This is a genomic window from Streptomyces sp. CB02058, assembly GCF_001905505.1.
Lineage (GTDB): Bacteria > Actinomycetota > Actinomycetes > Streptomycetales > Streptomycetaceae > Streptomyces.
Map to the genome: position 1 here is coordinate 343,874 of NZ_LIPG01000002.1, position 23,563 is coordinate 367,436.

Below are 23,563 nucleotides of genomic sequence, written 5' to 3' on the forward strand. Positions count from 1 at the left end.
TTCAACGAAAGGCACCCGCACCCATGAGCAGCAACGAAACGCCGCGCGGCCCCGTCGACTCCTCCCGCGTCCCGCGGTACGCCGGACCCGCGACGTTCGCCCGGCTGCCGCGGCTCGACGAGGTCGGCACCGCCGATGTCGCCGTCGTCGGCGTGCCCTTCGACACCGGTGTCTCCTACCGGCCCGGCGCCCGCTTCGGCGGCAACGCCATCCGCGAGGCCTCGCGGCTCCTGCGTCCCTACAACCCGGCGCAGGACGCCTCCCCCTTCGCGCTCGCCCAGGTCGCCGACGCGGGTGACATCGCCGCGAACCCGTTCAACATCAACGAGGCCGTCGAGACCATCGAGGCCGCCGCCGACGACCTGCTCTCCACCGGCGCCCGCCTGATGACCCTCGGCGGCGACCACACCATCGCGCTGCCCCTGCTGCGTTCCGTCGCCAAGAAGCACGGCCCCGTCGCCCTGCTCCACTTCGACGCGCACCTGGACACCTGGGACACCTACTTCGGCGCCGAGTACACCCACGGAACCCCGTTCCGCCGGGCCGTCGAGGAGGGCATCCTCGACACGGAGGCGCTGTCCCACGTCGGCACCCGCGGCCCGCTGTACGGCAAGCAGGACCTCACCGACGACGCCAAGATGGGCTTCGGCATCGTCACCTCCGCCGACGTCATGCGGCGCGGCGTCGACGAGATCGCCGACCAGCTGCGGCAGCGCATCGGCGACCGGCCGCTCTACATCTCCATCGACATCGACGTGCTCGACCCGGCGCACGCCCCCGGCACCGGCACCCCCGAGGCCGGCGGCCTCACCTCGCGCGAGCTCCTGGAGATCGTGCGCGGGCTCTCCTCCTGCCACCTCGTCTCGGCCGACCTGGTCGAGGTGGCCCCGGCGTACGATCACGCGGAGATCACCTCCGTCGCCGCCTCGCACACCGCCTACGAGCTGACGACGATCATGTCCCGCCAGATCGCGGAGGGCCGCACCCAGTGAGTCACGACCACGACGACCGGCCGCAGCTCACCGCCGCCCAGGCGGAAGCGGCACTGAACCCGCCGCCCGGACGCAACGGCGGCGACCTGGTCGTCGAGACCCTCCAGGGACTCGGCGCCACCACCGTCTTCGGGCTGCCCGGCCAGCACGCGCTCGGCATGTTCGACGCGCTGCGCCGCTCCTCGCTCGCGTACATCGGACTGCGCGTCGAGAACAACGCGGGCTTCGCCGCCGACGCCTACGGCCGGATCACCGGCGAGGTGGCGCCCCTGCTGCTCTCCACCGGCCCCGGCGCGCTGACCTCCCTGGCCGCGCTCCAGGAGGCGGCTGCGGCCTCGGCGCCCGTGCTGGCGATCTCCAGCCAGATCCCCACCGCGGGACTCGGCGGCGGACGCCACGGCTACCTGCACGAGCTCCGCGACCAGAAGGCGTCCTTCCGCGACATCGTGAAGTCCGTGCACACCGTGCGCACGGCCTCGCAGATCCCCTCCGCGATCGCCGCCGCCTGGGAGTCCGCGCTGACGGCCCCGCACGGCCCGGTCTGGGTCGAGATCCCGCAGGACGTGCTGCTCGCCGAGACCGTCCTGCCCGTGGTCAGCGCGCTGGACGCCACCCCGCGCGAGCTGTACCCCCGGCCGGAGCTGACCCTCGCGGCGGCCCAGCTGCTCTCGAACGCCGAGCGTCCGGTGATCATCGCGGGCGGCGGAGTCGTACGGTCCGACGCGACGGGCAAGCTGCGCGCGCTCGCGGAGAAGATCGACGCCCCGGTCGTCAGCACCTTCGGCGGCAAGGGAGCCTTCCCCTGGGAGCACCCGCTCTCGCTCAGGTCCTGGCTGGAGGACCGGTACACCACGGACTTCCTGGAGTCCGCGGACGTCCTGCTGGTCGTCGGCTCGGGGCTCGGGGAGCTCTCCTCGAACTACCACACCTTCGCCCCGCGCGGCCGGGTCATCCAGATCGAGGCCGACGCCGGGAAGCTGGAGTCCAACCACCCCGCGCTCGGCATCCACTCCGACGCACGCGAGGCCCTGTCCGACCTCCTGGAGGCGGTGGAGCCGCGCGAGGACGACACCGCGGCCGAGCGCGTCCGCGCGCTGCTGGAGAAGGTCCACGAGCGGATCGCGTCGCAGGACCTCACGCTGGAGCAGCAGGTGCTCGCCTCCGTGCGCGAGGCGCTGCCCGACAGCTCGCCCAGCTTCTGGGACATGACGATCCTCGCCTACTGGGCCTGGTCCGCCTTCGACGCCCGCCACCCGAACACGATGCACTCGGCGCAGGGCGCGGGCGGTCTCGGCTACGGCTTCCCGGCCGCGCTCGGTGCCGCCGCGGCCGATCCGACGAAGCCGGTGCTCGCGGTCTCGGGCGACGGCGGCGCGATGTACTCGATCGCCGAGCTGGCCACCGCCCGGCAGTACGACCTGCCCGTCACCTGGCTGATCGTCGACGACGGGGGCTACGGCATCCTGCGGGAGTACATGACGGGAGCCTTCGGCGAGGCCACGGCCACCGAGCTCTCCCGCCCGGACTTCGTCGCGCTGGCCGAGTCCTTCGGCGTCCCCGGGGTCCTCACGAGCCCCGAGTCCCTCTCCGCCGACCTGGCCAAGGCACTCGCGGCCCCGGGCCCGTCGGTGGTGGTGCTCCCCGCGCTGCTGAAGATGTTCGAGCCGACGCACCTGTAGCCGGACAGCGGGGGCGGCCGGGCCCGAGCCCGGCCGCCCCCGCTCACCCGGCCCTGCCGATCGCGGCCTCCTGCGCCGTGCGGCCCTCGTGGAAGCGCTCCTGCAACGCGTCGTCGCGCAGCGAGCCCGGCAGGCCCCTTCCGGAGGGCAGCAGATCCGGGAGCGACCGGAACACCACGGCGGCTGGAGCGCCCTGCCCCCTGTTCCTGGCCGTCAGCAGGTACTTCCCGGCCAGGTGGAGGTGCTCGGTGAGGTGCTTCGACGGCTCCAGGGCGAGCTTCTTCAGCACCCCGGGCCTGCCGAGCGAATGGTGCTCGCCCTCGCCCAGCCGCTGCAGCTCGGCCAGCGCCGCGTACAGCCGGCCGCAGAGGTGGGCCTCAGCTCCGAGGTCGTTCGTCATTTCTCCTGCTCCGTTCCTTCGCTCCCGATATGCGTGGTCATTCGTACCCCGGTGGTCCTAGGACCACCCGCCCGCTTCTCCGCCCATCGGCCGAGAATTGTTGCGGAAGGATGAAATCCGCAGCTGACGGCGTTGGGGACATGCGGTAGGTCAGGCGGGGCAACGGGGCGAGACCAGGAGGCACGGGTGGCGGGCGCGGAGAAGCGGAGCGGGGAGAAACAGGGCTGGGGCCGGCGGCTGAGCGGATACGCGTGGCGCTACCGCCGCAATGTCGTGCTCGCCCTGGGTTCCTCGCTCGCCGGCATGGCCGTGATGGCCCTCGTCCCGCTCATCACCAAGGTGATCATCGACGACGTCGTGGGGAGCCACACCCGCTCCCTCGGCGTCTGGACCGGTCTGCTGATCGGCGCGGCCGTCCTCGTCTACGCCGCCACCTTCATCCGCCGCTACTACGGCGGCCGGCTCGCACTCGACGTACAGCACGATCTGCGGACCGAGATGTACGGCACCCTCACCCGGCTCGACGGGAAGCGGCAGGACGAGCTCTCCACCGGTCAGGTCGTCGGCCGTGCCACCAGCGACCTCCAGCTGATCCAGGGCCTCCTCTTCATGCTCCCGATGACCATCGGGAACATCCTGCTCTTCCTCATCTCCCTGGTGATCATGGCGTGGCTCTCGCTGCCCCTGACCCTCATCGCCCTCGCCGTCGCCCCCGCCCTCTGGTTCATCGCCCGCCGCTCCAAGGCCCGGCTCTTCCCCGCCACCTGGTACGCCCAGAGCCAGGCCGCGGCCGTCGCCGGAGTCGTCGACGGGGCCGTCTCCGGCGTCCGCGTCGTCAAGGGCTTCGGCCAGGAGGAGCAGGAGACGGGCAAGCTCCGCGAGGTCAGCCGCAGGCTCTTCGCGGGCCGGCTGCGCACCATCCGGCTGAACTCCCGCTACACCCCGGCGCTCCAGGCCGTCCCCGCGCTCGGCCAGGTCGCCATGCTCGCCCTCGGCGGCTGGCTCGCCACCCGGGGCGAGATCACCCTCGGCACGTTCGTCGCCTTCTCCACCTACCTCGCCCAGCTCGTCGGCCCGGTCCGGATGCTCGCCATGGTCCTCACCGTCGGCCAGCAGGCCAGGGCCGGTGTGGAGCGCGTCCTGGAGCTCATCGACACCGAGCCGTCCATGAAGGACGGCACCAAGGAGCTGCCCGCCGACGCCCCCGCGAGCGTCGAGTTCGACGACGTCCGCTTCGGCTACGCCGACGACCGCCCCGTCCTGGACGGCTTCTCCCTCACCATCGAGCCCGGCGAGACCGTGGCCGTCGTCGGCGCCTCCGGCAGCGGCAAGTCCACCGTCTCGCTCCTGCTCCCCCGCTTCTACGACGTGTCGCACGGTGCGGTCCTGGTCGGCGGCCACGACGTCCGGGAGCTGACCCAGGATTCGCTGCGGGCCGCCATCGGGCTCGTACCGGAGGACAGCTTCCTCTTCTCCGAGTCGGTCGGCGCCAACATCGCGTACGGATGCCCCGGCGCCGGCCAGGAGCAGATCGAGCGGGCCGCCCGCGCCGCCCAGGCGCACGGCTTCATCTCCGAGCTGCCCGAGGGGTACGACACCAAGGTCGGGGAACACGGCCTCACCCTCTCCGGCGGCCAGCGCCAGCGCGTCGCCCTGGCCCGCGCCATCCTCACCGACCCGCGCCTGCTGCTCCTGGACGACGCGACCTCGGCCGTCGACGCCCGGGTCGAGCACGAGATCCACGAGGTCCTGGCCCAGGTCATGGAGGGCCGCACCACCCTGCTGATAGCCCACCGCCGCTCCACCCTCGGCCTCGCCGACCGCATCGCGGTCCTCGACCAGGGGCGGCTCGCCGACATCGGCACGCACGCGGAGCTGGAGCGCCGCTCCGCGCTGTACCGCAGGCTGCTGACCGACCCGGACGAGATGGGCGGCACCTCCCCGGGCCACCGGCCGGCGGCGGCCCCGGCGCCCGAGGACGACCGCGCGCTCCAGGAGGAGCTGGACGCCGAGTTCGACGCCGAGCGCGGTGTCACCCCCGAGCTGTGGATCCGCAAGGAGCAGCCGCGCGACAGGGCCGCCGCGGGCATGCCCGCCACGCCCGAGCTCCTCGCCCAGGTCGACGCGCTGCCGCCCGCCACGGACGTCCCGGCCATCGACGAGGCGAGCGCGGTGCGCCCGGAGCAGTCCTACGGGCTGCGCAGGCTGCTGCACGGCTTCGGGGCCGCGCTGCTGGTGAGCCTCGGGCTGGTCGCCGTCGACGCGGGCATGGGCCTGCTGCTGCCCGTGCTGATCCGGCACGGCATCGACGACGGCGTCACGAAGATGGCGCTCGGCGCGGTCTGGGCGGCGGCCGGCCTCGGCCTGCTCGCCGTCCTCGTGCAGTGGGCGGCCCAGATCGGCGAGACCCGGATGACGGGCCGCACCGGTGAGCGCGTGCTGTACTCCCTGCGCCTGAAGATCTTCGCGCAGCTCCAGCGGCTCGGCCTCGACTACTACGAACGCGAGCTGACCGGCCGCATCATGACCAGGATGACGACGGACGTCGACGCGCTCTCGACGTTCCTCCAGACCGGCCTGGTCACGGCCTTCGTCTCCGTCGTCACCTTCTTCGGCATCACGGTCGTGCTGCTCGTCCTCGACGTCCAGCTGGCCCTGGTCGTCTTCGCCACGCTGCCGCTGCTGATCGTCGGCACGTTCTTCTTCCGCCGCAAGAGCGTCAAGGCGTACGAGCTCGCCCGTGAGCGCATCAGCGTCGTCAACGCCGACCTCCAGGAGTCCGTCGCCGGACTGCGGATCGTGCAGGCCTTCCGCCGCGAGCACGACGGCGCCGAGCGCTTCGGTGAGCGCAGCGACCACTACCGCCAGGCCAGGGTGCGCGGGCAGTGGCTGATCTCCGTCTACTTCCCCTTCGTGCAGCTGCTCGCCTCGGTCGCGGCCGCCGCCGTGCTGATCGTCGGCGCGGGGCGCGTCGACGACGGCACGCTGACCACGGGCGCACTGGTCGCCTACCTCCTCTACATCGACCTGTTCTTCGCGCCCGTGCAGCAGCTCTCCCAGGTCTTCGACGGCTACCAGCAGGCCAGCGTCTCCCTCGGCCGCATCCAGGAGCTCCTGCGGGAGCCGACCTCCACGGCCGATCACGACGAGCCGCTGGACGTGACCTCGCTGCGCGGCGAGATCGCCTTCGAGGACGTGTCGTTCGCGTACGCGGGCGAGGAGGAGGCCCTCACCGGCATCGATCTGCGCATTCCGGCCGGTCAGACGGTCGCCTTCGTCGGCGAGACGGGGGCGGGCAAGTCCACGCTGGTCAAGCTCGTCGCCCGGTTCTACGACCCGACGAGCGGACGGGTCACGGCGGACGGCACGGACCTGCGCCGCCTCGACAGGACGGCGTACCGGCACCGGCTCGGAGTCGTGCCCCAGGAGGCGTACCTCTTCGAGGGGACGGTCCGCGACGCCATCGCCTACGGACAGCCGGAGGCCACGGACGCCCAGGTGGAGGCGGCGGCCAGGGCGGTCGGCGCGCACGACATGATCGCGACGCTGGAGGACGGCTACCTCCACGAGGTCGCCGAGCGCGGGCGCAACCTCTCGGCGGGCCAGCGCCAGCTGATCGCGCTCGCCCGCGCCGAGCTGGTCGACCCGGACATCCTGCTGCTCGACGAGGCGACCGCCTCCCTCGACCTCGCCAGTGAGGCCCAGGTCAACCAGGCCACCGACCGGCTGGTGGGGCGGCGCACCACGCTGGTGGTGGCCCACCGGCTGACGACGGCCGCCCGCGCGGACCGGGTCGTGGTGATGGACCGGGGCAGGGTCGCCGAGGACGGCACGCACGACGAGCTGCTGGCCAGGGAGGGCGCCTACGCGCGACTGTGGCGGACCTTCATAGGGGAGGGCCTCGACGAGGGCATAGGGGAAGGCGCCCCGGCAGGAGTCTGAGCCCGTCCGCAACCTCAGGGGCCCCTTCTCGCGTCGTACACCCATGCGTACGTGTGTCTGAAGTGGGCCAGTGTGTTCGATGAGGCGGGCGGAGTGGGCGGTATGGACGGCGCGACGGGACCGGTGAGGTCCAGGAGACGGACGGGGCGGCTGTGGGCCGGCGGACGGCGCGCGGGAGCGGCGCTCGTCGTCCTCCCGCTGCTCGGAGCCCTCGGCCTGGTCCTGGGGCCCGCCGGAACGCCCTCCGCGCAGGCCGCCTCGGGCTGCTCCGGGCGGCTGGCCAAGACGGTGGCCTTCTCCACCGGCTCGCTGCGCGTCTACGAGACCCGCGCCTACGCGTGCGCCGTCGCCGTCGCCGGAAAGCCGGGCCAGCGCCGGCCGATGCGGGTGTCGCTCCAGCCGCGCGGGGGAAGCGCGGTCGTCGACAGCGGCAGGTTCACCCAGCTGGCCGGGCCGGTCAAGGTGCACGCCCTCAACCGGTGCGTCCGCGCGTCCGGTTCCGTCGGCGGCTCCTCCGCCTCCACCGGATGGATCCTGTGCTGAGGTGCAACTGGGTCTGGCGTGGCAGGTGTTGCCCCCGCTAGGTTCACGGCGACTGTCGTGAATCAAGGGGAGGGTGCATGCGCAAGGCGCTCAGAGGCGTTCTGTCGCTCGCGGTGCTCATCGGCACAGTGAGTGCGACCGGGGCCTCGGCCGGTGCGGCCACCGCCGCGGAACCGGCCGCGAAGCAGAACAGCGGCTCGACCAGCAGCAGCAACGAGAGCGGCACCGAGGACATCAAGGACCGCATCCTGGCCATCCCGGGAATGAGCCTGATCGAGGAGAAGCCGTATCCCGGCTACCGCTACTTCGTCCTCAACTACACCCAGCCGGTGGATCACAAGCACCCGTCCAAGGGCACGTTCCAGCAGCGCGTCACCCTGCTGCACAAGGACACGAGCCGGCCGACGGTCTTCTTCACCAGCGGCTACAACGTCTCCACCAACCCCAGCCGCAGTGAGCCGACGCAGATCGTCGACGGCAACCAGGTCTCCCTGGAGTACCGTTTCTTCACTCCGTCCCGCCCGGCGCCCGCCGACTGGTCGAAGCTCGACATCTGGCAGGCCGCCAGCGACCAGCACCGCGTCTTCACCGCGCTGAGGAAGATCTACTCCCAGAACTGGCTCTCCACCGGCGGCTCGAAGGGCGGCATGACGGCCACCTACTTCGAGCGCTTCTACCCGAAGGACATGGACGGCGTCGTCGCCTACGTCGCGCCCAACGACGTGAACAACACGGAGGACTCGGCGTACGACCGGTTCTTCGAGAACGTCGGGACGAAGGAGTGCCGCGACCGGCTGAACGGCGTCCAGCGCGAGGCCCTCGTCCGCCGGGAGCCGCTGGAGAAGAAGTACGAGGCGTACGCCGCCGAGAACGGCCTCACCTTCAACACCGTCGGCACGCTCGACAAGGCCTACGAGGCCGTCGTCATGGACTACGTCTGGGCGTACTGGCAGTACAGCCTCCTCGCCGACTGCGACTCCGTCCCGGCCGACGCCCCGAACGCCACCGACCAGGAGATCTGGGACTCCGTCGACGGCATCTCGGGCTTCTCCGCCTACGCCGACCAGGGCCTGAACACCTACACGCCGTACTACTACCAGGCGGGCACCCAGCTGGGATCGCCCGACATCGAGCAGCCCTGGCTCGGCGGCCTCAGCCGCTACGGCTACCAGCCGCCGCGTAACTTCGTGCCGCGCTCCATCCCGATGAAGTTCCAGCCCTCCGCGATGCGCGACGTCGACAGCTGGGTCCGGCACAACGCCACCCGCATGCTGTACGTCTACGGCGAGAACGACCCGTGGGGCGCGGAGCCCTTCCGCCTCGGCAGGGGCGCACGTGACAGCTACGTCTACACCGTGCCGGGCGGCAACCACGGCTCCAAGGTCGCCGGTCTCGTCGCCGACGAGAAGGCCCGGGCCACCGCGGCCATCCTGCGCTGGGCCGGGGTCGCGCCCGCGGCCGTCCAGGCCGATCCCACGCAGGCGAAGCCGCTCGCGAAGTTCGACAAGCGCCTCGACGTGAGGGACGCCGAACTCCGGCGCGAGCAGGGCACCCTGCGTCCCTAGGGAGCCTGCGTCCGGGCCGGGCCGGCTCCGGACGGACCGAAGTGGGCTGTGCGCGTGGGGTGTTGTTCACATCCGGCGGGCGCAGCCCACCGGTCTGTCCCCGCCCAGCCGCACATACAGGTCCGTCGTGTCCGGGCAGAGCGCGCGCCGGGCCACCGCCGAGGTGATCTCGAACTCCGGTGGCCGCCGGCCCGATCCGTCGCAGGCGGTCTCCCTGACCTCGCCCTCGCGGAAGCCGTGGACACAGTCCCCGACGACCGTCAGCGGACCCCCGCCCTGCCCGGGATCGCCCGGATGCGGGGACTCCAGATTGCGCATGCAGGCGTATCCGCGCGGCTGCCCGCCGGGGTCGCCGGGGGAGGGGCCGCCCCGCGAGATGTGCAGGACGAAGTCGGTCGTCGGCGGGCAGGGCGGTCCGGCCGAAGGGGCGCCCGTGTGACGGGCGAGCACCCGCGCCGCCGCCTTCTCGCTGCCGCACGACACCTCGCGGAACGCCTCGCCGCGCGAGCTGCAGTCGGCCGGCCCCAGGAACTCCACCCCGTAGCCCGAAGGCGCCGAGCCGTCCCCCGACCCGGTCGCGGGTGTGCTCGGGGTGCCCACGGGGTGCCGGCAGGCCGTCAGGGTCAGCGCGGCGGCGACGGGCAGCAGGACGCGCAGCACTGCCCCGACACGGCGCTTCTCCATGGCTGCCCCCCGTACACGCCCCTGAGGACGTGCACCCAGCGTGACCCGCCGGGGCGGGCACACGCCAGGTGCACGGGGTGTTTTTAGCTCTTCGGGGTGGTCAGGCCGTGGGTGTGGCGTACCTCCTGTACGACAGTCCGTAGCCGACCGGGTACAGCGCCTGCGCGGGAGCGTCCGCGCGCTGCACCGGTACCGGCAGCCTGCCCTCGGGCTCGGCCCGCCCCGCGATCACCCGGGCGGCGGCCCGGAGTTCGACATCCGTCCAGGAGTACGTGGCGAGGGCGGCGGTGAAGCCGGTCCCCGCCAGCTGGGCGATGTCGTACGGATTGCGGATCGCCACGGTGATCACCGGGACCCCGGTCGCCGCCAGCGCGCTGACCAGGGTGCGCTGGGAGCTGGTCGCCGAGACGTTGTACGTGCCCACGACCACGGCGTCCTTGCCCTGCGCCGCGGCCACCGCCTCGGCGATCTTCGCCTGGGTCGGAGCCGTGCCGGTGGACAGCGCGGTCGCCGCGAAGCCCAGCTCCACGAAGGCCCCGGCGAGGGTGGTCGTCGGGGGGCCGGTCGTGCCGGAGGGGGACGCGGGATCGGCGCCCACCACCAGGAGGTTCTTGTGGGAGCGGCGCGAGAGGGGCAGCAGCGCGCCGGTGTTGGCGAGCAGCGTGGTCGTCCGCTCGGCGATCCGGTCGGCGGCGGCGAGATGGGAGGGGATGCCGACGGTGCGGTCGACGCCCCGGTGGGTGACGTAGGGATCGCGGAACAGCCCGAGCTTCGCCTTCAGCCGCAGGATGCGCAGGATCGATTCCTCGATGCGGGCCTCGCTGATCTCGCCGCTCTTCACGGCGTTCAGGACGGCGGTCCAGGCGACCTTGAGGTCCGGCGGGTTCAGCAGCTGGTCGACCCCGGCGAGCAGCGCGAGGACGGGGACGCGCTCGTCGCCGTACTTCGTGCGGACGCCCTCCATCCCCAGCGCGTCGGTGACCACCACGCCGTCGTAGCCGAGCTCCTCGCGCAGGATGCCGGTGAGGATCGGGCGGGACAGGGTGGCCGGGTCCTCGGACGGGTCCAGGGCGGGCACCACGATGTGCGCCGTCATGATCGAGTCGATGCCGGCGGCGACGGCGGCCCGGAACGGCGGGGCGTCCAGCTCGGACCACTGCTCGCGGGTGTGGTGGATCACCGGCAGGCCGGTGTGGCTGTCGGTGCTGGTGTCGCCGTGGCCGGGGAAGTGCTTGGCCGTGGCGGCGATCCCCGCGCTCTGATAACCCTTCACCTGCGCGGCGACCAGACCGGCCACGGAGTCGGGGTCGGAACCGAAGGAGCGTACGCCGATGACGGGGTTGGCCGGGTTGACGTTGACGTCCGCGTCCGGCGCGTAGTTCTGGTTGATGCCCAGCGCCGCCAGCTCGGTCCCGGCGATCCGGCCCGCCGTGCGCGCGTCGGAGCGGGAGCCGCCCGCGCCCAGGGCCATCGCGCCCGGCAGCAGCGTCGCGGGTTCGCCGACGCGGCACACGATGCCGTGCTCCTGGTCCGTGGAGACGAGGAGCGGCAGCGGGGTCGGCCCCGCGAGTCCGGCCCGCTGGATGCCGTTGGAGAGATCGGCGATCTGGTGCGGGTCGCGGGTGTTGTGCGCCCAGGCGAAGTAGATGATGCCGCCGACGTGGTACGTGGAGATCAGCTCGGCGGCGTCGCGTACCCCGATCTCGGCGAGGTTGGCATCGATGTCCGCCTGGTCGGGCTCGGTGGCGGAGTGGCCGTACACCCGCATCACGAAGAGCTGGCCGACCTTCTCCTCCAGGCTCATCCGGGCGATGAGCCGCTTGAGGCCACTGTCCGGTGAGACGCCGGACGCGGCTGCCCGTGCCGTCCCGGGAAGGGCGACGGCGCCGGTCGCCGCGGCTGCGGCGGTTGCTGCGGTGGCGGTGAGGAGGGTGCGTCTGGAGGTGCGGTTGTGCACGTGAGCCCCTTCCGGTGCTGAAAGAAACTTCCAAGAAGGTACGGATATATGGAAAGTAACTACCAGTCAAGGGGGGCGGCCCGGGAAGGGGTGTGACACGCGGGGGCATGGGCGGGTTCGCCCGGCTCAGGACAGTCCGGCCCCCGCACCCCGGCCGCGCAGCACCGACACCGCCGCGATGATCGCGGGCCGCCGCGCCGCCTCCGTGCGCCACAGGGCGTACAGCCTCCGCACCGGGACGGGGTCCAGCCGCACCGCGACCACCCCGGCCGGCAGCGGGCCCCGGCCCAGCCGGGGGATCATCGCCACCCCGAGCCCGGCCGCGACCAGGGCCAGCTGGGTGTGGTTCTCCTCCGCCTGGTGGCGGATGTCGGGCTCGTACCCCGCCGTCCGCAGCGTCCTTACGAGCCAGTCGTGGCACACCGTGCCGGGCGGCTGGCAGATCCAGCGCTCCCCGGCCAGCTCCTCCCTGCGCACCGCGTCCCGGCCGGCGAGCGGGTGCCCCTCCGCGACCAGCAGATCGCACCGGTCGTCACCGATCACCGCCTGCGCCACACCCTCCGGAGCGGGAAGCGGCGAGATGTCCCAGTCGTGGGCCACCGCGAGATCGATCACGCCCTTCGCCACCAGATCGACCGAGAGGTGCGGATCGACCTCGGTCAGCCTGGCGTCCAGCGACGGGTGCTCGCGCCGCAGCTCCGCCAGTACCCCGGGCAGCAGACCGCGCGCCGCCGAGGCGAACGCGCCGATGGACAGCCGGCCGGCCGGGAGGCCCCTGCGTTCCTCGAGCGTCGTCTCGGCCCGCTCGACGATCGCCAGCAGCTGCTGCGCGGTCTCCGCGAGGTGCAGGGCCTCCTCGGTGAGCGCCACTCCGCGTCCCCGCCGCTCCAGCAGCGTCGTGCGGGTCTCCCGCTCCAGCTTGGTGATCTGCTGGGAGACCGCAGACGCCGTGTAGCCGAGAGCGGCCGCCGCGCCCGCGACGGAACCGTGGACGGAGACGGCGTGCAGGGCGCGCAGCCGGGACAGGTCGAGCACCGGGACCTCCGGGCGAGCAGGGGAAGCGTTAGCAGTGCTCAATCCAACCATGAAGAAATCCGCGCTGGTGCTACATGGTCCCGGCATCCGATGCTCGGTCCATGCGTCCCCTCCACATCGCCCTGGCGGCCCTGGTCGCCGCCGTCTGGGGTGTGAACTTCGTCGTCATCGAGCTGGGTCTCGCCCACTTCCCGCCCCTGCTCTTCTCCGCCCTGCGCTTCCTCGTCGCCGCGCTCCCCGCCGTCCTCCTCGTGGGGCGGCCCACCGTCGCCTGGAAGTGGATCATCGCCGTGGGGCTGGTCCTCGGGGTCGCCAAGTTCGGGCTGCTCTTCATCGGGATGGACCGGGGGATGCCCGCCGGGCTCTCCTCCCTCGTCCTCCAGGTCCAGGCCGTCTTCACCGCCCTGTTCGCGGCGCTCGCGCTCGGTGAACGACCGGGCAGGACCAGGGTGCTGGGGATGGCGGTGGCCCTCGCGGGCATCGGCGTGGCCGCCGTGGACGAAGGGGCGGGCGGGCCCGTCCTCGCCTTCGTCCTGGTCGTCGCGGCGGCGGCCTGCTGGGGGGTGTCGAACGTCCTGACCCGCAAGGCCGCCCCGCCCGACTCCCTCAACTTCATGGTCTGGGTGTCGACCGTGCCCGTGCTGCCGCTCCTCGGCCTCTCCCTGCTCCTCGAGGGCTGGGACCGGGACGCCGAGGCCCTGTCGTCGCTCGACTGGAGCGGCGTCGGCATCATCGTCTACGTCGCCTGGATCACCACCGTTTTCGGCTTCGGGGCATGGGGCTTCCTCCTGCGCCATCACCCGGCGTCGTCCGTGGCCCCGTTCACCCTGCTCGTGCCCGTGTTCGGGATGTCCTCCGCGGCCCTCTTCCTGGGCGAGTCCATCAGCCCCCTGCGCTGGTGCGCGGCGGCGCTGCTGGTCGGCGGGGTGGCGTTGACCTCGCTCGCGAGGCCCCGCCGCGCCCCCGTCCAGCAGCGGCCCGAGGCCGAGGAGGCGCTGGTCTGACCTACTGCTCCTGACCTACTGCTTCGGCGCGCCGAGCCGCAGCAGGTGCTCCCGCCCCGCGGCCAGCAGCTCCGGCAGCTCGGCCGCACCGGGGTGCCAGCGCTTCTCGTACTCCCAGCAGACCCAGCCGTCGGAGGCCGGGGTGTCCAGGCACGCCTTCAGCGGCAGCACCCCGGCGCCGAGGGCCAGCGGCGTGGTCTCCTCGGCCGAGGCGATGTCCTTGACCTGTACGTATCCGAGGTGCGGGGCCAGCACCGCATGGGTGGCCGCCGGGTCCTCGCCCGCCAGCCAGGTGTGCATGACGTCCCAGATCGCGCCGATCTGCGCGTGCCCGACGGTCCCGACGACCCGCGCCACGTCGGCCCCCGCCCGGTGCGAGTCATGGGTCTCCAGCAGGATGCGCACGCCCAGGTCGGCGGCGTGCGGGGCCGCCGCCCCCAGCCGCCGGGCGGCGGCCGCGTCGGCCTCGGCGGGGTCCTGGTCCCCGGCGCCGGGGAACACCCGGACGTAGGACGCGCCGAGATCGCGGGCCAGCTCCACCAGCTCCGCCAGCCCGGCGAGCACCGGCTCGTCATCCCCCGGGGCAGCGACCCTCACATACCCGGCGACGGTCAGGATCTCGACCCCGCCGCGCTTGAACTCCTCCGCCACGGCGGCCCGTTCGAGCGGGCTCAGGCCGGGGTGGACCGGCTCCTCGGGGTGGGCGCGCAGCTCCACCCCCTGGTACCCGTTCCCGGCCGCGAGCCGCACCACGTCCGCCATGGGCAGCCCCGGCACTCCGAGGGTCGAGAAAGCGAGCTTCACGTCGTGTGTCCTTCCACAGGGGGCCGGCGCGCGGAACCGCCCGGCACTCTCCGGCTCCTGCCCTACGGACCCGGCCGTCACTCCCGCGCGACGCCCAGCGTACGGGCCCTCAGCCCGTGCCCCGCAGGAGCCGCTCCAGGCTGCCGAGCAGCTGCAACGCGTCCTCGCGCCGTTCGCCCTCCAGCACCCGCGCGTCCGCCCGCTGCGGGGCGAGCACCCGCAGCGCGGCCGCCGCCTGCCGGGCGAACATCGCCAGCAGGTCCAGCTCGCGGACGTCCGACCGGGCCTGCGGGGAGGGGTCCAGCACCTCCAGCACCCCGAGGACGCGCGCGTCGCTGATCAGCGGGGCGGCCATCAAGGCGTCCGGAACGTACTCCGTGGACTCCGCCAGCGAGCGGTCGAAGGACGTGTTCCGGCTCAGGTCGTCGACGATCATCGGCTCGCCCGAGGTCGCCACCCAGCCGGCGATGCCGCGTCCCGCGGGGAACCGGCGCCCCACCAGGAACTCCTCGCCCTCCCCGGAGACCGCCTGGAAGACCAGCTCGTCCGCCTCCTCGTCCAGCAGGCAGACGGAGCTCGCCGCCGCCCCGAAGATGGCGCGCGCCACGTCGACGACCGACTGGAGCAGCTCGTGCCGGGCTGCGTCACCCGGGCCGGGTACGGGGAAGGACGCCGGAGGGAGCATGGCGTCAGTTCTCGGAGTCGTCACGGGTATCTCCTGCCGCAGTGGAGGGACGCGGGTCCGCGTGCACGTTGGCCGCGGACAGGTAAAGGGCGTTCTTGAGCTGAAAGGCCGTCATCCTGGGGTGCCCGGACAGGACACGGGCACAGAGCCCCGCGACGTACGGGGTGGCGAAGCTGTTCCCGGTGGTGCGGATCGTCGTGCCGCCCAGCCACGGCACGGACACGTTCTGCCCCGGCCCGAAGAACTCCACCGGCGGCTCCGGGTTGTACAGGTGCAGCTCGTCGTCCTCCTGGTGGCTGCCCACGGAGATCACCGACGCGAACCGCCAGGGGAAGCTCTCCACCGGGGTGTTGTGCGCCGACGCGACGATCACCGTACGGCCGAAGTAGGCCTGGTCGGCCAGCCCGTGCAGCTCGGGGGCGAAGCGGGACCGGGTGGTCGACAGGCTCAGGTTCACCACGTCGAAGCGCTGCTCCACGGCCCACCGGAGTCCCGCCATCAGGACGTCACCGGTGCCGGAGAAGCGCTCGCCGAGCACCCGGACGCTGTGGATCTCGCAGTCGGGGGCGGTGCGGCGGATGATCCCCGCGCAGGCCGTCCCGTGCCCGCAGGTGTCGCCGGTGTCCGTCGGCTCGACCGTGATCGTCCCGCTCTCCGGGTCCTTGACCACCACCCACGAACTCTCCACCGGGCCCACCAGCGGGTGGTCGAGCTCCACGCCCGAATCCACCACGCACACCCGCACGCCGTGCCCCGTCGCCTGCTCCGCGGGCAGACCGCCCGGCGGCCCCTCGTCCGCGGGCACCGGTACGTCATCGGGGCCGCGCCCGCGCAGGCTCCAGGTGAGCCCTCGCCCCGGCACCGTGCCTGTTCCGACGGTTCCCATCGGTCAGCTCCTCTCCGTCGTGGTGACCATGGCCTCGTCCGGCACACAGCCGGCGGCCCTGCGGGCCCCAGGCAGATGCCCCTTGCTCACGAAGTGCTCCCGCGCCGCCCGTGCCGAGACCAGCGCGGAGGCCTGCCGCCCCAGCGCGAACAACGTCCGGGCCCGGTCCAGTTCGGCCGTCGCCCGGACCAGCGGGGAGTCGGTGAGCAGCGACGCCCGCACGGCCCGGTCCGCGTGGCCGGACGCCTCCGCCGGACGCCCGTCCGCGGCGGCCAGCCGGCCCCGGAGCCCGTCCAGGTCGACGGCGTCCGCGGGGCTCAGCTCCGACGCCTCACCCATGCCCGCGATCCAGGCCGCCGCCCGCCCGGTCCGGCCCTCGTCCAGCTCGATCCGGGCCGCGTCCAGCGCCACGGCGGTCCGCAGTCCCGCCGCGTCGGCGCGCCGGGCCGCCTCGTCGGCGCCGGCCAGCAGCTCCAGCGCCGTGCCGCCGCGCCCGAGCAGCGCCTCCACCGCGGCCCCGAACACCGGCAGGAACACCTCGGCCTCGGCGAACCGCAGCTTCCCGGCGAGATCCCGGGCCTCGGCGAGGCAGGCCCGCGCCTCGCGGGGCCGGTCCTGGAGCGCGTACAGCACCGCCAGAGGGCAGTTGAGGGTGAGCCTGACCGTCGGGCGGCCCTCGCCGTGCGCCGCCAGCAGCGCGCGGCAGCGGGCCACCGCCTCCGGGGCCGGCACCGGACCGCGCCACAGGGAGATGCCGATGGCCCCGAGAGCGCCGGCCCGTTCCGGCTCGGCCCCCGCCAGGACCGCCTGTTCCAGGGCGCACGCCTGGTCGCGTTCCGCCTCCTCGTGCCGGCCGGCCTGCTGGAGGTGCTGGGCGAGCCTCAGATGGGACCGGGCCCGGCCGACCGCGTCACCGGCCGCCTCGAAGACCGGCAGCACCTCCCGCGCCGTGGCCGTGAGCCCGGGGCCGGGGCCCGAGGGATCCAGCACCGCGAGCGCGAGCCTGGCGTGCGCGGACTCCACCGGCACCGCGTCCATGCCGCTCACCCGGCGCAGCAGCCCGGCCCCGCTCGCGGTCCGCCCCAGAGCCACCCGGACCTCCCCGAGCCTGCGGACCGAGCCCGCGTCCTGCGGGTCCAGCTCGACCGCCCGCTCCAGCAGGTCGTCCGCCCAGGTGAGGTCGGACCGGGAGGCGGCCTGGGCCCCGGCGCGGCCCAGCGCGGCTGCCGCTCGGCCGCGCAGCTGCCCGGTCCGGTCGTCGAGCAGCCCGAGCTCGGCCCGGTAGCGGCAGGCGCGTTCGAGATGGCCGCCGACGGCGCCGTCCCCGGCCCGCAGCACCCTGGGCAGTTCGGCCGCCCAGGCGTGGCGGTCCGCCTTGGCGCGCTTGGACAGCGACGCGTACGTCACCTCGTGCACCAGCCCGCTGCTGAACCGGTAGCCCGACGGACCCGTCCCCGGTGCCGGCTCCACCAGGCGCCGCCCGGTCAGTGCCACCAGGACGTCCTCGATGCGCCCCAGCTGGTGCGCCCGTTCGGCGGGGGAGACCTCCACCACCGCGGGGCCCCGCCGCTCCGCCAGCCGCGCGGACGTCTCCAGCAGGAGGAGCTCCACCGAGGTGAACTCGCGGCCGACCACGGCGGCGAGATCGACCACGGTCCGCTCCGTCCGGGCCAGTGCCCCGATCCGGGCGCCGAGCAGGGCCTGGAGCGTGGGAGGCAGCCCGGCGTCCCCTCCGCCCGCGGCGACCCTGTCCGCCCCGTCGCCCACCAGCAGCTGCTCCAGATGGAGGGGGTTGCCCTCCGCACGCGACAGGAGCCGCTCGTCCACCGGACCGGCGCCGCCGTCCAGCCCCGCCAGGAGCCCGGCGAGCCGGACACTCTCCTCGCGGGGCAGCCCCGTCAGCTGGAGGCAGCCCTCGGCGTCGGCCGTCCCGTCCGGGCGGCCCACACAGACCATCAGCACACCGGCGGGCCCCGAGCCGTCCGCCAGCCGTTCCAGCGTGCGCATCAGCAGGGGCGCCGCCTCGTGCGTGTCGTCGAGCACCAGCACGAAGGGCCGTCTCCGGGCGGCCCGGCCCAGCGTCGTGGCCAGGGCGGCGCACAGGTCCTCGAACGGGGCGTTCGGCGTCCCGTCGCGCAGCACGCCCGCGCGGAGCAGGGCCGTCGCGTCGTCGGCCGCCGTGCCGGACCGGGGAACGCGGGCCTCCGACGGGTCCGGGGCACCGGCGAGGTCCGGCAGGCCGCGCAGGGCGTCGGCGAGGGGGGTGAGCGTGCCCTGGTCGCCGTGCGCGCGGCACCGGCCCGCACCGTAGGTGAGGAGTCCCGAGGCCGAGCGCCGTGCCAGCCACTCCCGGATCAGCCGGGTCTTGCCGATGCCGGGCTCCCCGGTGACGCGCAGCAGGGCGGCCCGCCCCTCGTGCACGGTGCCCGACAGGGCGGCGTCCAGCGCCCCCTGCTCGGCGCCGCGTCCGACGAAGGGCACGTCGAAGCGGCGCAGCAGCGCCGGATCGTCCGCGCCCAGGGCCAGCAGCCGGTAGGCCTCCACGCTGTCCTGCTTGCCCTTCAGCCGGAGCGGGCCGGTGGGCTCGGCGGAGACCGTGGGCCCGGCGGCGAGCAGGGTGTCCGGGCCGATGAGGATCTCACCGGCGCCGGCGTGCTGCTCCAGGCGTGCGGCGATGTTGACGGTCTCTCCCGAGACCAGGGCCTGACGGGCCGTCGCGTCACCACCGGCCACCACCTGCCCGGTGTTGACGCCGATCCGGGTCGCCAGCGTGATGCCGAGCGTGGCCTCCAGTTCCTCGTTGAGCGCGGCCAGCGCGTCCCGCATGCCGAGCGCCGCGGCCAGCGCGCGCCGGGCGTCGTCCTCCCGGACCACCGGCACACCGAAGACCGCCATCACCGCGTCGCCGATGAACTTCTCCGGGGTGCCGCCCCGCGCCACGATCTGGGCGCTCATCGCCTCGAAGTACCGCAGCGTCACCGTGCGCAGGGTCTCCGGGTCCAGTACGCCCGACAGGGCGGTGGAGCCGACGAGGTCGCAGAAGAGCACCGTGACCGGCTTGCGTTCGTCCTCCCCGGGAGTGGTGGCGACGGCGCACGGCGTCCCGCAGGACGAGCAGAACCTGGCGTCCTCCGGCAGGTCCTGGCGGCACGTGGGGCAGTTCATGACGATCCCTTCTCTGCGGGGGGCGGGGCTGCGCTGCCCGGCGGGCAGGGCCGGTGCGTACCGGCCCTGCCCCCACGGGGGCCGGCCCCCGGGACCGGCCGGCCGCGCGGACGCGGCTCAGAACAGGGCGCCGCCGGCGATCTCGCCGTGTGCCCGGACCTCGGGTTCGACCGCGTCCAGCCGGCTCTTGATGTCCAGCAGCACCGCGAGTTCCTCCTCGGTGAGCTGGCTGAGCACGAGGCGCTGCTCGTCGGTGAGCATGTCCACCGGCAGTCCGGCCTCGTACAACGCGTCGGGCAGCGCGGGCGGTCCACCGCCCCCGGGCGTCCCGGGGAGACCGCTGCTGTCGGGTGGTCCTGTCATGGGGTGACTCCCGTCGGTGAGAGAGGTCCGGCCCCCCGCGGCAGCGGCGCCGCCGCGGGGCGCGCGAGCCGGACGAACAGCCTGGTGAGCGCGTCGAGGGAGTGCAGGGCACTGACCGTCACGTCGGACTCCTGGCCGCGGGTCAGCGGCAGCCGGTCCAGCAGTGCGTGGAGATCGTCCAGATGGCCCGTGTCCAGCGCCGCGTGCTCCCGCACCGTCCGCAGGGCGGCCTCCGGCAGGCCGGTCGTGCGCGCGATGCGGGAGGTCAGGCCGGCGGCGGGCGCGTACCCCTCCAGCACCGCGATGTAGCCGAGCAGGGCCACCGGGTGGTGGTGCTCGATCCAGTAGTACTGGGAGCCGGCGAGCGCGGCGACGACCGGCGCGGGCATCGGGGCGAGGGCGTCCGCGGGCAGTGCACCCGCTGCGCGGATGTCCTCCAGCAGCCAGACGTCGTGGCCCTCCTCCTCCCGGATGTGCTCACGGAGGTACGCCGCCAGGGGACCCGCCAGCGGATCGCCGCAGACGTCCAGCAGCACGGCCCGCTCCAGGGCGCGTTCCATCAGCGGAACGGAGGCCCGCACCACGGCGTGCATGGCGCACAGATAGCGCCGGTAGCGCGGCAGCAGCTCCTCCTCGCGCCACATGTACGCCATCGCGTCGAGCAGTTCCGCGTCCAGCAGCCCCAGGGTGACCCGCAGCCGTGCCGAGGAGCTCGGCCGGGCGGCGCTCACCGGGACCCGCCCGGGGCGGTCGAACCGGCCATGACCAGCGGCGCGTACGCGGCGCAGCCGTGATGCCGTACGACACCCACCGGCCCCTGAGCCGCCCCGCGGCGGGCCGCGGTCAGGTCCAGCAGCGCGCCCGCGGCCCCCGCCGCCACGGCGTCGGCCTCGGCGGCGACCCTGTCGTCGGAACCCAGGGCCCGGCAGCCGTCGCAGTAGGAGGCGCCCCGGGAGGGGACACCGGAGCGCGCGGCCAGATGGGCGGGGCCGACCGTGCGGATCATGCGCAGCACGGGAGACTCCAGGGCCCGCCGGCGTACGGCCGCCCAGTCGTCGGTGGCGATGTGCCCGAGGCTCAGGTGGGCGGGGGCCGGGCGCCGGTCCACGGTGTCCTGGTTGCAGCAGGCGAGCACCGTCCCGTCGAAGGCGACCACCGGCCAGGCGGCCATGGCGCACGGGGAGACCGCGCCCCCCTCCGGGACGGTGCGGGCGGACGCCGCCCAGGAGGCCGCCCGGCCGAACGGCCGCACCTCGTTGACCAGTGAGGGGACCTGACCGCCGAACTCCTCGTCCACGGCGCGGGTGACGTCCGCGAGGTAGGGGTCGTCCGCCCCCGTCCCCGTCAGGTGGAAACTCACCGCCACACCCGTCTCCCGCACCCGGTGCACGGCGCGGAACACGTCGGCGCGGGGGATCTCCCGCTCGTGGTGGGCGTCGAGGCTGGCGGAGAAGTGGTCCACCCCCGCGATGGCGCGAAGGACCGGCGGGGGAACGTCCCGGGAGCGGGCGAAGAACATGCCGCTGAGCAGCGCCGTGCGCGAACCGGCTGCGCGGGCCAGGGAGCTCAGCTCCTCGACGAGCGCGGGCAGCAGCAGCGGTTCACCGCCGGTCAGCATCACCACGTCGGGTCGGTCGGCGGTGGTGAACGAGCTCACGAAGCGCACCAGCCGGCGGGCGTCGGGCTCCTCCCGCACGCTCAGGGACGATCCCGTCGAGCAGTGGGCGCAGCTCAGGGGGCAGCGCCGGGTGAGGCCGAGCAGCAGACCGGCGGCCGGGAAGGGCCGCCGTCCGACGAGTTCGCCGAGTTCCATGCGGGGCCGCCTCCTTCAGAGGGCCGGGGCGCGTCAGGCGCGTACCCAGATTCCGGCGCACCGGTTCGAAGGCGGTCCACGGCCGGTTCAGGAGCGGTATGGGCCCAGCTCACCGGCCCCGCCGGACCCTGCCGGACACCCCTGCCGCGGCCGCCCACACGCTCCGAACTGGCCGGATACCACTGCCATACCGCTGCCGAAGCGTCTCCCAGGCCGGGCCTCCTAACTTTCTCGGCAACGGCAGGCAACAGCCCGCCGCACCGGATGGCGGGAATTCCCGCCGGCCCCGGGCCAGTGCAGTCACGAGTGGACGGAGACCACCATGTCCGAGAACACCCAGCCCGTCGCCGACGACAACAACGACGAGACCCCCGAGGTCGAGGCGCACTCCGTGCTGGACCTCCAGGAGACGGCCAACAAGGAGATCGAGGCCCCGGGCGGCAGCTGCGTCAGCGTGATCAGCGTCGTCCTCGCCGACTGACCGGGCACACCGGGGCGGCGCCGCGGAGGGACGGGGGAGGACCTCTCCCGCCGTGGCGCCCGGCCCGCCGGTGATGTGGGGCGGTTCCGTCGTGACGGAGCCGCCCCGCCGTCGCTTCCGCGGCCCGGACGGGGCCGCACCCCTCGTCACGACCCAGACCGTCCCCGGGAGTTCACGATGACCACGTCGCTGCGCGGCAACAGGGATTTCCGGCTGCTCTGGCTGAGCGGCCTCTTCGCGGTCCTGGGCGGGCAGATGAGTTCCCTCGCCCTTCCGCTGCTGGTGCTCAAGGAGACCGGATCGGCGGTGCAGGCCGGAGCCGTCGGGACGGTGTCCGTGGGAGCCGTGCTGCTCACGATGCTGCCCGGCGGGGTGATGGCCGACCGTGTCGAACGCCGCCGGCTGATGCGGATCTGCGACGTCGGCAGCCTGATCGTCGTCACCGCCCTCACCGCGGCCGTCTGGGCCGGGCACGTCCCCATGGCACTCGTCCTGCTCACCGCCACGGCGGGCGCGGTGATCGGCAGCGTCTACGGGCCCGCTGTCTTCGGCCTCATACGCGCGGTCGTCCCGGCCGACCAGATGGGCACCGCCACCGCGCGGCTCCAGGCACGCACCCAGACCGCCCGGCTCGTCGGACCCCTGGTCGGGGGAGCGCTGTTCGGCATCCACCCGGCGCTGCCGTTCGCGGCCGAGGCGCTGGGCCTGCTCCTGTCGACCGTCTGCGTGGCCCTCGTACGCACGCGCTCGCGGGCCAGGACGAAGGCGGGCGCGGTGTTCAGCCGGCGCGAGCTCCTGGCGGGCCTGACCTTCCTGTGGGGCCTGCCCTATCTCCGTACGGTCCTCCTCGTGTTCGGCCTGGGCATGAACTTCGCGTTCGGGGCACTCACCTTCACCGCCCTGACCGCGTTCTCCGACGGGGGCACGTCCGGCGTGGGCGGCGGCTTCGTCCTCACCTGTGTCTCCGCCGGGGCACTGTCAGGGGCGCTGCTCGCACCGAAGCTGAGCCCCGCCCGGCACACCCGGGTCCTGATCGTCGCCACCTGCTGGACGTGTGTGGCGGCCGCCGGGGTGATGGCCCTGGTCAGCCGGCCGGTGGTGGCCGGGCTCGTGTGCGCGCTCACCATGTGCCTGTCGACGATCGCCAGCATCGGATTCCTCTCGAAGCTCCTGGTCGTGACCCCGGAGGAACGCGTGGGCCGGGTGCAGAGCGCGGCGGGCTTCCTGTCCTCCATGGTCCAGCCTTTCGGGCCGCTGGCCGGAGGCGCCCTGCTGACCGCCTTCGGCGCCCGCTGGGCCTTCGCCCTCACCGGCTGCGTGCTGGCCGTCTCCGCCCTCGTGGTCACCTTCGCCCGCTCGGCGCGGACGGAGCCGGCCCCGCCCCGGGCGGAGGAGCCCGCCGACACGCCGGGGCCCGGCGCCGGGTCCGGGGCGGGCCCGGACCGCGCACCGGCCGCCGCTACGGACCGCGCACCGGCGGTCGTGACGGACCCCCGCGCACCGGCCGGCGCGAAACCCGCCGTCACCGGGGACTGACACGCGAGCCGGGGCAGCCGCCCACACCC

At 73.8% G+C, this 23,563-nt stretch carries 19 protein-coding genes; 8 read left to right on the forward strand and 11 right to left on the reverse strand.

The window, feature by feature from the left end; all coding sequences use genetic code 11:
• Positions 1–23: 23 nt before the first annotated feature.
• Both speB and AMK10_RS08830 read left to right on the forward strand, forming a co-directional pair.
• Positions 24–992 (forward strand): agmatinase, encoded by a 969-nt coding sequence (speB, locus tag AMK10_RS08825; RefSeq protein WP_073746726.1) that lies wholly within the window; start codon positions 24–26, stop codon positions 990–992.
• Positions 989–2,671 carry a thiamine pyrophosphate-binding protein gene (locus tag AMK10_RS08830; RefSeq protein WP_073746728.1) on the forward strand — a complete coding sequence of 561 codons (1,683 nt, stop codon included), beginning with the start codon at positions 989–991 and terminating at the stop codon, positions 2,669–2,671. The genes speB and AMK10_RS08830 overlap by 4 nt, the downstream gene beginning before the upstream one ends.
• A 43-nt stretch (positions 2,672–2,714) precedes the next feature.
• On the opposite strand, the gene AMK10_RS08835 is transcribed toward AMK10_RS08830, so the two are convergent.
• Entirely contained in the window at positions 2,715–3,071 is a 357-nt protein-coding gene (locus AMK10_RS08835) for a hypothetical protein (RefSeq protein WP_073746730.1), read from the reverse strand.
• 186 nt (positions 3,072–3,257) lie between these two features.
• Between AMK10_RS08835 and AMK10_RS08840 the strand changes: the two genes are divergently transcribed.
• The 3 genes from AMK10_RS08840 (at position 3,258) to AMK10_RS08850 (ending at position 9,121) form a co-directional block, all read left to right on the forward strand.
• Positions 3,258–7,013: an ABC transporter ATP-binding protein gene (locus AMK10_RS08840; protein WP_073746732.1), complete on the forward strand. Its 3,756-nt coding sequence runs from the start codon at positions 3,258–3,260 to the stop codon at positions 7,011–7,013.
• Between the two features lie 102 nt (positions 7,014–7,115).
• Entirely contained in the window at positions 7,116–7,556 is a 441-nt protein-coding gene (locus tag AMK10_RS08845) for a hypothetical protein (protein ID WP_073746734.1), read from the forward strand.
• A 77-nt stretch (positions 7,557–7,633) separates the two neighbouring features.
• Positions 7,634–9,121 carry a S28 family serine protease gene (locus AMK10_RS08850; protein ID WP_073746737.1) on the forward strand — a complete coding sequence of 496 codons (1,488 nt, stop codon included), beginning with the start codon at positions 7,634–7,636 and terminating at the stop codon, positions 9,119–9,121.
• Positions 9,122–9,187: 66 nt separating this feature from the next.
• On the opposite strand, the gene AMK10_RS08855 is transcribed toward AMK10_RS08850, so the two are convergent.
• The 3 genes from AMK10_RS08855 to AMK10_RS08865 all read right to left on the reverse strand — a co-directional run bounded on the left by AMK10_RS08855 (position 9,188) and on the right by AMK10_RS08865 (position 12,797).
• The gene (locus AMK10_RS08855; protein ID WP_073746739.1) at positions 9,188–9,805 is read right to left on the reverse strand and encodes a hypothetical protein; all 618 of its coding nucleotides are present in this window, start codon (positions 9,803–9,805) and stop codon (positions 9,188–9,190) included.
• 100 nt (positions 9,806–9,905) lie between these two features.
• On the reverse strand, positions 9,906–11,762 hold the full coding sequence (locus AMK10_RS08860) for a glycoside hydrolase family 3 protein (protein ID WP_073746741.1): 1,857 nt from the start codon (positions 11,760–11,762) through the stop codon (positions 9,906–9,908).
• Between the two features lie 126 nt (positions 11,763–11,888).
• Entirely contained in the window at positions 11,889–12,797 is a 909-nt protein-coding gene (locus AMK10_RS08865) for a LysR family transcriptional regulator (protein WP_073746743.1), read from the reverse strand.
• A 101-nt stretch (positions 12,798–12,898) separates the two neighbouring features.
• Here AMK10_RS08865 and AMK10_RS08870 point away from each other — a divergent pair, with 101 nt between their 5' ends.
• Entirely contained in the window at positions 12,899–13,801 is a 903-nt protein-coding gene (locus tag AMK10_RS08870) for an EamA family transporter (protein ID WP_073746745.1), read from the forward strand.
• 15 nt (positions 13,802–13,816) lie between these two features.
• Here the strand turns inward: AMK10_RS08870 and AMK10_RS08875 are convergent, their stop codons facing one another.
• The 7 genes from AMK10_RS08875 to AMK10_RS08905 all read right to left on the reverse strand — a co-directional run bounded on the left by AMK10_RS08875 (position 13,817) and on the right by AMK10_RS08905 (position 21,517).
• Positions 13,817–14,605, reverse strand: a complete 789-nt coding sequence (locus tag AMK10_RS08875; RefSeq protein WP_073746747.1) for a sugar phosphate isomerase/epimerase family protein — start codon at positions 14,603–14,605, stop codon at positions 13,817–13,819.
• A gap of 109 nt (positions 14,606–14,714) precedes the next feature.
• Positions 14,715–15,290 carry a GAF domain-containing protein gene (locus AMK10_RS08880; protein ID WP_073746749.1) on the reverse strand — a complete coding sequence of 192 codons (576 nt, stop codon included), beginning with the start codon at positions 15,288–15,290 and terminating at the stop codon, positions 14,715–14,717.
• Positions 15,291–15,294: 4 nt separating this feature from the next.
• On the reverse strand, positions 15,295–16,176 hold the full coding sequence (locus AMK10_RS08885; RefSeq protein ID WP_073746751.1) for a S8 family peptidase: 882 nt from the start codon (positions 16,174–16,176) through the stop codon (positions 15,295–15,297).
• Between the two features lie 3 nt (positions 16,177–16,179).
• Entirely contained in the window at positions 16,180–19,341 is a 3,162-nt protein-coding gene (locus tag AMK10_RS08890; protein ID WP_073746753.1) for an adenylate/guanylate cyclase domain-containing protein, read from the reverse strand.
• 117 nt (positions 19,342–19,458) lie between these two features.
• Positions 19,459–19,704 (reverse strand): aroma-sacti cluster domain-containing protein, encoded by a 246-nt coding sequence (locus AMK10_RS08895; protein WP_073746755.1) that lies wholly within the window; start codon positions 19,702–19,704, stop codon positions 19,459–19,461.
• A complete protein-coding gene (locus AMK10_RS08900) occupies positions 19,701–20,435 on the reverse strand; it encodes an iron-containing redox enzyme family protein (protein ID WP_073746757.1) in 735 nt (244 codons plus the stop codon). The genes AMK10_RS08895 and AMK10_RS08900 overlap by 4 nt, the downstream gene beginning before the upstream one ends.
• The gene (locus AMK10_RS08905) at positions 20,432–21,517 is read right to left on the reverse strand and encodes a radical SAM protein (RefSeq protein ID WP_073746759.1); all 1,086 of its coding nucleotides are present in this window, start codon (positions 21,515–21,517) and stop codon (positions 20,432–20,434) included. Before AMK10_RS08905 ends, AMK10_RS08900 begins: the two co-directional genes overlap by 4 nt.
• A gap of 322 nt (positions 21,518–21,839) precedes the next feature.
• Between AMK10_RS08905 and AMK10_RS37645 the strand changes: the two genes are divergently transcribed.
• Together AMK10_RS37645 and AMK10_RS08910 are read left to right on the forward strand one after the other, a co-directional pair.
• Complete coding sequence (locus AMK10_RS37645) at positions 21,840–21,998, forward strand: hypothetical protein (protein ID WP_198959660.1); 159 nt, start codon at positions 21,840–21,842, stop codon at positions 21,996–21,998.
• Between the two features lie 177 nt (positions 21,999–22,175).
• Complete coding sequence (locus AMK10_RS08910) at positions 22,176–23,534, forward strand: MFS transporter (protein WP_073746761.1); 1,359 nt, start codon at positions 22,176–22,178, stop codon at positions 23,532–23,534.
• The last annotated feature ends 29 nt before the right edge of the window (positions 23,535–23,563 follow it).

Bases quoted from the DNA above. Each gene is read 5' to 3' on its own strand.
- speB (WP_073746726.1), top strand. From the start codon at position 24: ATGAGCAGCAACGAAACGCCGCGCGGCCCCGTCGACTCCTCCCGCGTC.
- AMK10_RS08835 (WP_073746730.1), bottom strand. From the start codon at position 3,071: ATGACGAACGACCTCGGAGCTGAGGCCCACCTCTGCGGCCGGCTGTAC.
- AMK10_RS08845 (WP_073746734.1), top strand. From the start codon at position 7,116: ATGGACGGCGCGACGGGACCGGTGAGGTCCAGGAGACGGACGGGGCGG.
- AMK10_RS08850 (WP_073746737.1), top strand. From the start codon at position 7,634: ATGCGCAAGGCGCTCAGAGGCGTTCTGTCGCTCGCGGTGCTCATCGGC.
- AMK10_RS08855 (WP_073746739.1), bottom strand. From the start codon at position 9,805: ATGGAGAAGCGCCGTGTCGGGGCAGTGCTGCGCGTCCTGCTGCCCGTC.
- AMK10_RS08870 (WP_073746745.1), top strand. From the start codon at position 12,899: ATGCGTCCCCTCCACATCGCCCTGGCGGCCCTGGTCGCCGCCGTCTGG.
- AMK10_RS08880 (WP_073746749.1), bottom strand. From the start codon at position 15,290: ATGCTCCCTCCGGCGTCCTTCCCCGTACCCGGCCCGGGTGACGCAGCC.
- AMK10_RS08885 (WP_073746751.1), bottom strand. From the start codon at position 16,176: ATGGGAACCGTCGGAACAGGCACGGTGCCGGGGCGAGGGCTCACCTGG.
- AMK10_RS08890 (WP_073746753.1), bottom strand. From the start codon at position 19,341: ATGAACTGCCCCACGTGCCGCCAGGACCTGCCGGAGGACGCCAGGTTC.
- AMK10_RS08895 (WP_073746755.1), bottom strand. From the start codon at position 19,704: ATGACAGGACCACCCGACAGCAGCGGTCTCCCCGGGACGCCCGGGGGC.
- AMK10_RS08905 (WP_073746759.1), bottom strand. From the start codon at position 21,517: ATGGAACTCGGCGAACTCGTCGGACGGCGGCCCTTCCCGGCCGCCGGT.
- AMK10_RS37645 (WP_198959660.1), top strand. From the start codon at position 21,840: ATGTCCGAGAACACCCAGCCCGTCGCCGACGACAACAACGACGAGACC.
- AMK10_RS08910 (WP_073746761.1), top strand. From the start codon at position 22,176: ATGACCACGTCGCTGCGCGGCAACAGGGATTTCCGGCTGCTCTGGCTG.